This is a genomic window from Agrobacterium sp. fls2-241-TYG-188a (assembly GCF_030209845.1).
In genome coordinates this window covers 185,344-196,776 of record NZ_JARVRD010000006.1, presented here as the reverse complement: position 1 = coordinate 196,776, position 11,433 = coordinate 185,344, and the positions used below count along the sequence as shown (strand labels likewise).

Genomic DNA, 11,433 nt, shown 5'->3' with positions numbered 1-11,433 from the left:
GAATACAACACTGCAAGCCGCTAATCCATGTGGTGTCAAATCAATTTGAGATCGACGGATGTTCAAGCCCCCAGGACCAGCCTCCATCTCCACCGCAGAACGCCTGCAACGGCTGGAGCGATTGCGTCTTGCTATGCGCGAGCAAGATATAGACGCACTGCTTCTCGGCTCGACCGAGAGTTTGCGCTATTTTACCGGCCTCGTCTGGCACCAGAGCGAGCGGCTTCTGGGAGCCGTCATCACGCAATCTGCGCTGCACTATATTGTCCCGGGATTTGAGAAGTCGCGCGTCGACACGCTGCCGCATATCGAAGGCGACATTCACCTCTGGCAGGAAGAAGAAAGCCCGGCGGAACTGGTGGCACGGATTGTTGGCAGAGCGGGCCGAATCGCGCTGGATGATGCCTTGCCGCTTTTTGTCTATCACGCACTGGCCAAGGCCTGCGGACAGGACAGGCTTGTCGACGGCGGACATCTCATCAGCGGCCTTCGCAGTCTGAAGTCTTCGGCAGAAATCGAGATCATCCAATATGCGATGGATCTTACGCTTGAGGTCCACAGGCGCGCGCACGCGGCAATGAAACCCGGCATTCGCGCCTCGCAGGTTGTTCAGTTCATCGATGAACAGCACCGGGCACTCAGCGGCGGCAGCGGTTCCTACTTCTGCATCGTTTCCTTTGGAACGGCAACGTCACTCCCGCATGGCGCGGATGGCGACCAGGTGCTGCAGGAAGGCGATGTCATTCTGGTAGACACCGGTTTGCGCATCGAAGGCTACCACTCCGATATTACCCGCACCTATGTGCTGGAAAAACCCGACGCTGCCTTTGCGGATGCATGGGCTATCGAGCGCGAAGCGCAGCAGGCGGTTTTTGACGCAGCCAGAATCGGCGCAGCCTGCGGCAGCCTCGACGACGCGGCCCGCGCGGTGTTTGGGAAACATGGCCTTGGGCCGGATTATGCCATGCCGGGATTACCGCATCGGGCCGGTCACGGGCTTGGCCTGGAAATCCACGAAGCGCCTTATATCGTTCGTGGCAATACTTTGCCGCTTGCAAAGGGAATGTGCTTTTCCAACGAACCGATGCTGGTTTATCCGGGCAAATTCGGAATACGTCTGGAAGACCACATCTATATGTCGGATGATGGGCCACAGTGGTTTACACGCCCTGCCATAGCTCCGACACAGCCGTTTCAATAGAGCTAATAAAGAAGACTGGCTTTTCAAAGTCATTATAAAATATACTTTTTGCAGTGCGAATCATATTGCCGGGGTCAAGCATGTCCGTTGCCGAAAAAAGAAAAACCAAAACACCCGTGCTGGTAGACCGCATAGGGGAATTTATCGAAAAAATAAAAAATACCAAAAAGTCAGACGGCACGTATGACACGAAGAAAATTGGCGCACTCTGGAACGAAGAGGTGCGATTTCACTTCGAAAACGGACGCACGGAAAAGACGCTCGAGCTATATATTGTAAAATATAGATACGCGTTGAAAGACGCCTTCGGTCCCAAGACGACTCCGCTTGCCATCTGCAACATGAAAAAACTTCGGGAGCGGCTGGATACCTATATAAAGGCGGCAGACTATCCCGCCGTCGGTGTCGCCACTTCCATCAGGGAAAAGCTCGAGCGGGCCGAGGCCAATATGGTTGGCCGCAAGCCGCGTTTTCTCCTGCGCGTTGCCAACTTCATTGCCGCCACGAACGGTGTTTCGACCAAGGCGGAGATGCAGGCCCTGTGGGATCGCGAAATGGACTCGATGAAGGACAAGGCGCAGGCAACCGTAATCTCCTACATCACGAAATACCGGAATGCCTTGCGTGAGGCCTTTGGCGATGAGCACCCGATGCTGCGCATCGCCGCCGGAACGCCTCAGCTCTACGATGAGGCACGCAAGATCAAGATGGCGAAGATTGCCAAGAAGCACGGTTCTTTGATTACATTCGAAAACCATGCCGAAGTCATGAAGCGGTGTCGCCGCTACCTGCTCGCATCCGATCCCATGACGATTGCTATTGGCCTGATGGGAACGACCGGGCGTCGCCCCTATGAAATCTTCACACAGGCAGAACTTAAGCCTGCGCCCTATGGCAAGGGCGTTTCGAAATGGAGTGTGCTTTTCAACGGTCAGGCCAAGACCAAGCAGGGCGAAGGCACGAAATTCGGTGTTACCTATGAAATTCCTGTGCTTGAGCAATCGAAAATCGTCCTCGACGCCTATCGCCGCCTGCGCGAGAGTAGCGATGGCAAGCTTTGGCTGGGGCTAAGCGTCGACGACTTCACCTCGGAAGTTCGTCTGCCCTTGCGGGATGCCGTCATCGCCAAATTCGAAGATATCTGGCCCAAGGAAGAACCCGCCAAGCCCTATGGCCTGCGTCATCTCTATGCAGAAATTGCATTCCGCAATTTCGCGCCCCCACGGGTCACCAAGAACAGCTATTTCGCGGCTATCCTTGGCCACAACAACAATGACCTTGAAACCTCATTGTCCTACATGACCTACACCTTTCCCGAAGATGCTGACCAGTCCAAGGCGCGCGCGGAGCATCTGGCGGATCGCACCATCAACCAGATGCGGACGATCAATCAGATACCTGGAATGCCGGAGAGCTAAGGGCAAGACCTTCCAGACACTACCAAACCGGTGCAGCCGATAAGGAGTGCGCGGGCGTGTGCGCATGGGATCTCAGCTGCTCAAAATATCTGGCCTGCACCTCTCGCTCAAGACTGCTTGACACAAATGAAACGGGCATCTAGCAAGATGGAACATATATTCCAAAATGGGTTTCGTGCTCGCGCCGACGTTCTATTCTCGACCGCGACCAACGCGCCCAGATGACCAGATCGGGAGGAAACGATGGTTACGAAATTGGCCTTGCTGGGTGCCGGGCGCATTGGGAAAGTCCACGCCAAGGCAATTGCCTCTGACAAGCGTGCAAAGCTGGTTGCCGTGGTAGACGCCTTTCAGGAGGCAGCTCAGGCGATTGCCGATGAAACCGGTTGCGAGATCAGCACCATCGATGCCGTTCTCGCCAATCCCGACATTGATGCGGTTATCATCTGCACACCTACCAATACCCACGCCGATCTGATCGAGCGCTTTGCACGCGCTGGCAAGGCTATTTTCTGCGAGAAGCCGATCGATCTGGATGTCGCACGTGCCCAATCCTGCATCGATGTGGTGGAAGAGACGGGCGCCAAGATCATGCTTGGCTTCAATCGCCGTTTTGATCCGCATTTCCGTGCCGTGCGCAAAGCAATAGATGACGGCCAGATCGGCAAGGTCGAGATGGTGACCATCACCAGCCGTGACCCGGGCGCGCCGCCGCCGGAATATATCAAGGTTTCGGGCGGCATCTTCCGCGACATGACCATCCATGATTTCGACATCGCCCGGTTCCTGCTCGGCGAAGAGATTGGCAGCGTGTTTGCAAGCGGCTCCGTTCTCGTGGACCCCAAGATCGGGGAACTCGGCGATTACGATAGCGCCAGTATCGTCTTGACCACGGCGACGGGACGTCAGGCGATGATTTCCAACTCACGCCGCGCGACCTATGGCTATGATCAGCGCATCGAAGTCCACGGTTCGCTCGGCTCGGTAGCCGCAGAAAACCAGCGGCCCGTTTCCATCGAGATTGCGACGAAGCATGGCTATACGCGTCCGCCTCTGCACGATTTCTTCATGACGCGTTACACAGCAGCCTACGCGGCAGAAATAGCGGCCTTCATCGATGCCATCGAGAACAATGCCGCACCCTCGCCTTCCGCAAAGGACGGCCTCATCGCCTTGAAGCTGGCCGATGCCGCACTCAAATCCGCACGCGAAAAAACCGTTGTGCATTTGACCTGATCGTTGCCGCGAAGGTGTGGCACTTGCCATGCCTTCGCGCCATTGACAGCAGGCGTAAAAGACGCCACTTTCGAGACATTCCGAGGGGAGCATCTGACGATGCTGAGATGGCGCTGAGCCGGACCCTTGAACCTGATCCGGGTCATGCCGGCGTAGGAACGGAACAGTCTGCGCAGGCAATGCTTTTCTCTTCTCCGCCTGGCCCGGGTCTCTGCATCGAGACGTCTGGAGTGCTGAGAAAACCATGATCGATTTCCCCACGGCCCAAAAGGCGGGCGAGCTTTTAACGCGGGTGCGCGAGCGACGTCCGCGGGTGCACTGCCTGATGAATACCGTCGTCCAGAAATTCACGGCAGACGGAATAACCGCTGTCGGCGGCATTCCTTCCATGACGTCATCGCCGGAGGAGATTGAGGATTTCGTCCTCATGGTCGATGCGCTGACTATCAACCTCGGCACGCTGGACGAGGCACGCCGCAAGGTCATCCGGCAAGCAGTCGCCATTGCAAACGCCAAGGGCAAGCCCTGGATCATTGACCCTGTTCACTGCGATTATTCCCCATCCCGCCTAGCATTTGCCAGGGAGATGCTTGCGCTCGGCCCCGCAATCGTGCGCGGCAACCAGGCGGAAATGTCCGTGATCGGCGATGTCGCCAAGGCGCTGCGTATCCAGACCGGGCCGCAGGACCTGCTTCAGGACCAGAACAGGGCGGCGACCATCCACAACGGTCATCCCTGGATGGCGAAAGTTACCGGCACCGGCTGCCTCTCCGGCGGCGTTATTGCGGCATTCATGGCGGTTGAGACAGACCCGGTTCTCGCGGCCGCAGCCGCCCTGACAGCCACAGGCGTTTCTGCGGAAATTGCGGCACGGCATTCGCGTGGTCCGGGGACGTTCGAGGCGGCGTTTCTCGATGCCCTCAACGGACTGAGTACCGATGAAATCGTTTCGTTTGCGAGGATTGAACGACATGAGAATTGATTACAGGCTGAACGCGCTGGTCGATGCATCACTGGCCGATATCGCCCCCCTGCCGGAACTCGCAGCGGTGGCGGCGCGGCATGGGGCGACCATCATCCAGTACAGAGACAAGCATTCCTCGACCCGAGAGATGATCCAGCAGGCAGTTCTCATTCTGCAAGCTCTGCAAGGCACGGGCGTTCCGCTCGTCATCAATGACCGGGTCGACGTAGCGCTCGCGTCAGGCGCGGATGGCGTCCATCTGGGTGCCGATGACATGGACGCGGCAACGGTAAGGCGGCTGCTCGGGCCTGCTGCCATTATTGGCCTGACGGTCAAAAACATGGACGACGCCGAGCGCGCGGGCAACGCACCGGCAGACTATGCCTGTATCGGCGGCGTTTTCGATACCGTCTCGAAAGTAAACCCCGACGCTCCTGTGGGGCTGGAAGGCTTCAGGGGCCTTAGGAACGTTCTGAAAGACATGCGGCCCGATATGCCGGTCGGCGCTATCGCAGGCATCACACTGGAAAAAGTGCCCGCTCTCATCGCCGCTGGCGCAGACGGTGTGGCGGTTATTTCCGGGCTGTTTCGCGCCACCGATATTGCCGCCGCAGCCCGGTACTTCCGCCATCATGTGGATATTGCGCTGGAGGCACGCAGATGACAGCCATCGCACTGACAATTGCAGGCTCCGATAGCGGCGGAGGCGCGGGCATACAGGCCGACCTCAAGACATTCTCTGCCTTGGGCGTGTATGGCGCCAGCGTTTTGACCGCCATCACAGCACAAAACACCAGAGGCGTTATCGCCGTCGAAGACGTCTCGGCCGGAATGGTGCGGGCCCAGATGGACGCTGTATTCTCTGATCTCAAGGTCGATGCCGTCAAGATCGGGATGGTCTCCCGCACCGAGACCATCGAATACATCGCCGCAGGCCTGCAAGGCCGCAAAATGCCTGTGGTGTTGGACCCGGTGATGGTAGCGACATCTGGAGATCGCTTGCTGCAGGAAGATGCTGTCGAGGGTCTGCGGTCCATGCTGCTTCCCCTGGCGGTGCTGGCAACACCAAACCTGCCTGAAGCTGCTCTCTTGTGCGGAATGAAAATGGCCGCATCCCGCAATGAGGTTATCCAGCAGGCCGAAACAATCCTGAAGACCGGCGTCGGCGCAGTCCTGATCAAGGGCGGGCACGCCTCCGGCTCGGAGAGTATCGATATTCTCCTGGATTCGACGGGCGTTCAGGAATTCGCCATGCCCCGGCTCGAAACCCGAAACGACCACGGGACCGGCTGTACATTGGCATCTGCCATCACGGCCAATCTGGCTCTGGGTTATCCCTTGGCCGACGCTATTGGTCTGGCAAAAGACTACCTCCAGGGTGCTTTGGCTGCGGGACGCACCTTGCGGGTAGGCAGTGGGCACGGCCCCGTGCATCATTTTTATCGCTGGTGGAGTGCCTGATTGCAGCTTGGCACACCGAAAGCGCGGTCGACCGTTATCACGCTCTCGGCTTCGGGCTTGCCAAGGCGTTGCGAATGGCAAAACTGGAATGGATGCGGGATACACCGGGCAGTTTCGACAGGATATCCTTGTGGACGCGCTCGAAATCCCCTGCGGTTTCAACTTCTACCCGCAGAAAATAGTCCGATCCGCCAGTCATCAGATAGCATTCCCGGATTTCCGGGTAACGGCGAACGGCATTCTCGAAACGATTGAGGAAATCTTCCGTCTGCCGGTCAAGCGTGATCTGGACGATAACGGAGATGACATCGCCACCAGCCGCGCTTCCCGTCAGCGCAGTATAGCCTCGGATGACGCCTTCACGCTCGAGAATATCGACGCGGCGAAGGCAGGCAGACGGCGAAAGCCCGACTTCGGCGGCCAGTTTGGCATTGCTGATGCGGGCATTCAGCCGAAGCAGGCGGATGATGTGGCGATCGGTAGCGTCCAGAGAAGACATAAAGATATTCCGTTCTGCCGTTGAAAATTGCGTGCTGAGGCAATCATTCGAATAATCTGCACATCAAACTGCAAAAATTCAATGATTGTTGCAATAGACTTGTTCTCAATAATAAGGGAACGACGATGAATATGACGATCAATCGCCAGACGGTAAGTGGCGGTGCCAGCGGCTATCTGACGATAGACCTTGGCGCGCTTCGTGACAATTATCTCCTATTGAAGGCAAAGGCACCCGCCTCGATAACGAGCGCCGTTGTGAAGGCCAATGCCTATGGTTTGGGTGCAGACATGGTCGCGCCCGTGCTTTACGACGCTGGCTGCCGTCATTTCTTCGTCGCCCATATGGATGAAGCGATTGCCCTGCGCCTTCGCCTTGCCGGTGATGCACAGATTTTTGTTCTCAACGGATTACAGCCGGGCAACGAAACCTCCTGCACAGCGATGAACATCACGCCTGTTCTGAACTGCCTTGAGCAAATCGCGCAGTGGTCAGCCCACGCAGCTGCACTGAGACAGGTTCTCCCGGCGGCGATCCAGATCGACACCGGCATGTCGCGGCTTGGTCTGGCACCCATTGAGCTAGATGCGCTGAAAGCAGAGCCGGCACGTCTTCGCGGCATCGCCATAAGCTATCTCATGAGCCATCTCGCCTGCGCTGATGAACCCGCGAGCCCGCTCAATGCATCGCAACTTGCCGTGATGCGCAAGGCATCGGACATGTTTTCCGGCACGCCGGTTTGCCTTGCAAACTCGGGCGGCGTTTTCCTCGGTGCCGATTACCACAACGCGCTGATGCGCCCGGGTATCGCTCTTTACGGCGGCGCGCCTTCAACGTTGCGCCCCAACGCGATGAAACCTGTGGTTCGGCTGGATGTCGCGGTAATCCAGACGCGGACAGTCCCCACAGATACGCTTGTCGGATATGGCGGCACGTTTCGCGCGTCCGCTGAAACGCGGCTGGCTACGATTGCAGCGGGATATGCGGACGGTCTTCCCCGCTCTCTCAGCAATCGCGGAGCCGCCTATTTCAATGGCATCCGCCTGCCAATTGCTGGCCGCGTCTCCATGGACAGCATAAGCCTCGACATTACAGCCCTGCCCGCGGGAAGCCTGACCCATGGCAGCCTTGTGCAACTGATTGGACCCGACCAATCGCTTGAAGCGCTTGCCGAGGATGCCGGGACAATATCCTATGAGATTTTAACGGGCCTCGGCCAACGCTATCGCAGAACCTATATTCAGCCAGACAGAGCCGGTGTTACCGGCGAAACAAGCAACGCAGACGAGTGAGGCAGATATGAAAATCGTTATTCTCGGTGCCGGTGTCGTCGGCGTCACGTCCGCCTGGTATCTTGCAAAGGCGGGTCACTCGGTGACAGTGATAGACCGCCAGCCTGCTGCGGCGCTTGAAACAAGCTTTGCCAACGCGGGAGAAGTCTCGCCGGGCTACTCCTCGCCCTGGGCTGCTCCAGGCATTCCGATGAAAGCCATGAAGTGGCTTTTCATGGAACATGCCCCTCTTATCATTCGACCGACAGTGGACCCGGCTGCATGGCGCTGGATGGGCCAGATGCTGCGCAACTGCACATCCGCGCGCTATTCCGTCAACAAGAGCAGGATGGTGCGCATTGCCGAATATAGCCGCGATTGCCTGATGGCTCTGCGCGATGAAACCGGCATCCAGTACGACCAGCGGACGCAGGGTACGCTGGAGGTTTTCCGAACGCAGAAGCAGTTTGATGGCATTGCCAAGGACGTGGCGGTGCTGAAGGCTGGCGGCGTGGCTTACGAGATTCTGGATCGCGATGGTTGTGCCGCCGTGGAGCCAGGCCTTTCAGCATCCAAAGACAAGATCGTCGGCGGCCTGCGTCTGCCCGGTGACGAGACCGGCGACTGCTTCATGTTCACCACCGAACTGGCAAAGCTTGCCGAACAGGCCGGTGTGACATTCCTCTACGACACCGGCATTTTGCGGCCGATCACCGAAGGCAACCGCGTCAAGGCCATTGAGACGACGAAGGGCACTCTGGAGGCCGATACGTTCATAGGCGCACTGGGAAGCTACACGCCACAATTCCTCAAGCCGCTCGGCATCGATCTGCCGGTTTACCCGGTCAAGGGCTATTCGATCACGGTACCGATCATCAATGCTGCGCGCGCACCGGTTTCAACCGTCATGGACGAAGCGCACAAGATCGCGATCACCCGCCTTGGCGACCGTATTCGCGTTGGGGGAATGGCAGAGATTGCGGGCTTTAGCAAAGACCTGCCAGCCAAGCGGCAGGCGACCTTGACCCATTCGATCGAGGATCTGTTCGGCGGTGCCGGCGACCAATCCCAGGCGAAATTCTGGTCTGGCCTTCGCCCTATGACCCCGGATGGCACGCCGGTTATCGGCCCCACGCGCTACACCAATCTCTATCTGAATACGGGCCATGGCACTCTTGGCTGGACAATGGCCTGCGGTTCTGCGCGGGTCCTCGCCGACATAGTGAGTGGCACCAGACCCGAGATCGAAACCGGGGATCTTGCTATCAGCAGATATGCCGCCTGACATTCACACCCGTATCGGCGGCAACCGGCTGCCGATACACGTTACAAGGACAGCGCATCTTTAAGCGCCAGACCTTCCTTGTTGCGCAAGTCCAGGTCCGTTTCGATGTGATCGATGTGATGCAGCATCAAACGCTTTGCCTTTTCGGCATCGCCGCTCTCGAGAGCATCGAGAATGGCGGCGTGATCGCTATGCCCACAACTGGAAACGCCGGAGCGCCCATAGAGCGCGATGACCAGCGACGACCTGGCGACCAGCTCGGCCATGAATTTTTCAAGGATGGCATTTCCGGCAACGGAGGCGAGCATCAGATGAAAATCGCCCGAGGCCTTGATCTCGGACCGACGTGCGCTTGGCCCCCGTTCATGCTGATGGCGGGCTTCTTCCGTCAGGTGAGCCCGCATCTCGGCAATCACATCTGCTGACAGCCGTTCGATTGCGCTTTGGACGATTCCCGGCTCGATCAGCCTGCGGGATGCAAAGATCTGCCGCGCTTCTTCCGGACTAGGATTGGAAACGAAGGCGCCGCGATTTCGCTCCGTCTTGACCAGCCCCTCGAAGGCCAGCATCTGCAAGGCGGCGCGGACGACGGTGCGGCTGACATCGAACAGCGTGCCGACCTCGGCCTCGGACAATTTCGTTCCCGGGGCAAGCCTTCTGTCCACAATTGCATCGCGCAGCGTGTCGCGGATAGACTGGGCGCGATCTTCCTGAGTAGCGTCGATGTCTGGCGTAATATCAGCTGTTGTCATTGTATCTTCCGGTGGTCCAGCCTTTGTACTCACACCAACCAAGGCCTGCAAAGGCAAAAGTACCCAATCGCTAAAAATATTGGATACAATCGTGATGCATAATCGCTCACAATCGCTTCTTTTTTAATCAGCGCCACGAACGGGATGTTAACCAAGAAATCCACGCTCGAAAAATCGGATTGAATTACAGAAACTTACCCTGCGCTCCGCCAACTGGCACGTCTTATGCAAGGAGATGATCGACAGCAGGGGAAGATGCATGAGCAAAGCCGCCGAGATCGATATTGTCTCCGTCTCAAAAGTCTACGGAACCACCACCGCCGTCCACGGCATCAGCCTGAAGATACCGGCTGGTAGCTATTGCTGCCTGCTTGGCCCTTCCGGCTGCGGAAAAACCTCGACATTGCGCATGATTGCCGGTCACGAGACGATTTCGAGCGGTGACGTTCGGCTGGGCAATACCGTCGTTACCGATTTTCCACCGGCGCGCCGCGGGACTGCAATGATGTTTCAGTCCTACGCCCTGTTTCCGCATCTCGACCTTCTGGACAATGTCGCCTTCAGCCTGAAGATGAAAGGCGTGGACCGCGACACACGCCGGGCAAAGGCCTTGACCATGCTGCAACTGATGCAGTTGGAACCCTATGCCAACCGCAGACCCGCGCAGCTTTCCGGTGGCCAGCAGCAGCGTGTGGCCCTGGCACGTGCGCTCATTACCGATCCGGAAGCGCTGCTTCTGGACGAGCCCCTCTCCGCGCTCGATCCCTTTCTGAAGATACGGATGCGCGCGGAACTGAAAAAGCTCCAGACGACGCTCGGCATTACCTTCGTTCACGTGACGCACAGCCAGGAAGAGGCAATGGCGCTCGCCGACATCATCGTCATCATGAATGACGGGCGCATCGAACAGGCTGCAACGCCGCGTGACGTTTTCGAGCGTCCGGCGACGGGCTTCGTCGCCCGCTTCATGGGCCACCACAACGTCATTTCCGGGCGGGTGAGCGCGCAATATGGCGAATTGATCACCATTGACGTTCCCGCAGGCGGCTCCTTCACCGCCACAGGCGAGCCCATGCAGGACGGTCTCGTCGATATCGCAATCCGCACCGACCGCGTTCGCATCGGCGAAGCTGAGGAACCCGGATATGGCTTCACCGGTATCGTTTCCAATGTCGAATATCACGGGGCGACGGTCAAAATCACCGTCGCAGGCGCGGGCTTTGAGGACTTCAACGTCATTCTCAGCGACGTCGCTTTCTTTGCAAGCCCCATCAAGATCGGTGAAGCAATTCCACTGTCATGGAATGCGGCAGATGCCATCGTGCTCGGCCGAATAGAAAAATGAC

General features: G+C 57.8%; 11 protein-coding genes and 1 riboswitch. Of the genes, 9 read left to right on the top strand and 2 right to left on the bottom strand.

The features are described 5' to 3' along the window. Positions 1-58: 58 nt before the first annotated feature. From QRN85_RS18680 to thiD, 6 genes are all read left to right on the top strand, one after another. Positions 59-1,201 (top strand): M24 family metallopeptidase, encoded by a 1,143-nt coding sequence (locus tag QRN85_RS18680; RefSeq protein ID WP_113221203.1) that lies wholly within the window; start codon positions 59-61, stop codon positions 1,199-1,201. Positions 1,202-1,281: 80 nt separating this feature from the next. Then, on the top strand, positions 1,282-2,619 hold the full coding sequence (gene telA, locus QRN85_RS18675; RefSeq protein WP_113170790.1) for a telomere resolvase TelA: 1,338 nt from the start codon (positions 1,282-1,284) through the stop codon (positions 2,617-2,619). 243 nt (positions 2,620-2,862) lie between these two features. Continuing rightward, entirely contained in the window at positions 2,863-3,855 is a 993-nt protein-coding gene (gene iolG / locus QRN85_RS18670; protein WP_113221202.1) for an inositol 2-dehydrogenase, read from the top strand. A 73-nt stretch (positions 3,856-3,928) separates the two neighbouring features. Continuing rightward, a riboswitch (TPP riboswitch) is annotated at positions 3,929-4,031 on the top strand. Positions 4,032-4,099: 68 nt separating this feature from the next. Next, the gene (locus QRN85_RS18665; RefSeq protein ID WP_284759727.1) at positions 4,100-4,837 is read left to right on the top strand and encodes a hydroxyethylthiazole kinase; all 738 of its coding nucleotides are present in this window, start codon (positions 4,100-4,102) and stop codon (positions 4,835-4,837) included. Next, positions 4,827-5,483, top strand: coding sequence for a thiamine phosphate synthase (gene thiE, locus QRN85_RS18660; RefSeq protein ID WP_502870802.1), 657 nt, complete (start codon positions 4,827-4,829; stop codon positions 5,481-5,483). The genes QRN85_RS18665 and thiE overlap by 11 nt, the downstream gene beginning before the upstream one ends. Next, positions 5,480-6,280, top strand: a complete 801-nt coding sequence (thiD, locus tag QRN85_RS18655) for a bifunctional hydroxymethylpyrimidine kinase/phosphomethylpyrimidine kinase (RefSeq protein ID WP_284759726.1) — start codon at positions 5,480-5,482, stop codon at positions 6,278-6,280. The genes thiE and thiD overlap by 4 nt, the downstream gene beginning before the upstream one ends. Positions 6,281-6,317: 37 nt before the next feature. Here the strand turns inward: thiD and QRN85_RS18650 are convergent, their stop codons facing one another. Next, the gene (locus tag QRN85_RS18650) at positions 6,318-6,779 is read right to left on the bottom strand and encodes an Lrp/AsnC family transcriptional regulator (RefSeq protein WP_062586000.1); all 462 of its coding nucleotides are present in this window, start codon (positions 6,777-6,779) and stop codon (positions 6,318-6,320) included. 125 nt (positions 6,780-6,904) lie between these two features. On the opposite strand from QRN85_RS18650, the gene alr reads away from it, so the two are divergent. Continuing rightward, a complete protein-coding gene (gene alr / locus QRN85_RS18645; protein WP_284759725.1) occupies positions 6,905-8,071 on the top strand; it encodes an alanine racemase in 1,167 nt (388 codons plus the stop codon). Positions 8,072-8,078: 7 nt separating this feature from the next. Continuing rightward, positions 8,079-9,335, top strand: coding sequence for a D-amino acid dehydrogenase (locus tag QRN85_RS18640; RefSeq protein WP_284759724.1), 1,257 nt, complete (start codon positions 8,079-8,081; stop codon positions 9,333-9,335). A 41-nt stretch (positions 9,336-9,376) separates the two neighbouring features. On the opposite strand, the gene QRN85_RS18635 is transcribed toward QRN85_RS18640, so the two are convergent. Further along, positions 9,377-10,087 carry a GntR family transcriptional regulator gene (locus QRN85_RS18635; RefSeq protein WP_284759723.1) on the bottom strand — a complete coding sequence of 237 codons (711 nt, stop codon included), beginning with the start codon at positions 10,085-10,087 and terminating at the stop codon, positions 9,377-9,379. Positions 10,088-10,346: 259 nt separating this feature from the next. Here QRN85_RS18635 and QRN85_RS18630 point away from each other — a divergent pair, with 259 nt between their 5' ends. Next, positions 10,347-11,432 (top strand): ABC transporter ATP-binding protein, encoded by a 1,086-nt coding sequence (locus tag QRN85_RS18630; protein ID WP_062586008.1) that lies wholly within the window; start codon positions 10,347-10,349, stop codon positions 11,430-11,432. The last annotated feature ends 1 nt before the right edge of the window (position 11,433 follow it).

Excerpts from the sequence above, each read along its gene's own strand:
- QRN85_RS18680 (WP_113221203.1), top strand. The coding sequence starts at position 59 with ATGTTCAAGCCCCCAGGACCAGCCTCCATCTCCACCGCAGAACGCCTG.
- telA (WP_113170790.1), top strand. The coding sequence starts at position 1,282 with ATGTCCGTTGCCGAAAAAAGAAAAACCAAAACACCCGTGCTGGTAGAC.
- iolG (WP_113221202.1), top strand. The coding sequence starts at position 2,863 with ATGGTTACGAAATTGGCCTTGCTGGGTGCCGGGCGCATTGGGAAAGTC.
- QRN85_RS18665 (WP_284759727.1), top strand. The coding sequence starts at position 4,100 with ATGATCGATTTCCCCACGGCCCAAAAGGCGGGCGAGCTTTTAACGCGG.
- thiE (WP_502870802.1), top strand. The coding sequence starts at position 4,827 with ATGAGAATTGATTACAGGCTGAACGCGCTGGTCGATGCATCACTGGCC.
- thiD (WP_284759726.1), top strand. The coding sequence starts at position 5,480 with ATGACAGCCATCGCACTGACAATTGCAGGCTCCGATAGCGGCGGAGGC.
- QRN85_RS18650 (WP_062586000.1), bottom strand. The coding sequence starts at position 6,779 with ATGTCTTCTCTGGACGCTACCGATCGCCACATCATCCGCCTGCTTCGG.
- alr (WP_284759725.1), top strand. The coding sequence starts at position 6,905 with ATGAATATGACGATCAATCGCCAGACGGTAAGTGGCGGTGCCAGCGGC.
- QRN85_RS18640 (WP_284759724.1), top strand. The coding sequence starts at position 8,079 with ATGAAAATCGTTATTCTCGGTGCCGGTGTCGTCGGCGTCACGTCCGCC.
- QRN85_RS18635 (WP_284759723.1), bottom strand. The coding sequence starts at position 10,087 with ATGACAACAGCTGATATTACGCCAGACATCGACGCTACTCAGGAAGAT.
- QRN85_RS18630 (WP_062586008.1), top strand. The coding sequence starts at position 10,347 with ATGAGCAAAGCCGCCGAGATCGATATTGTCTCCGTCTCAAAAGTCTAC.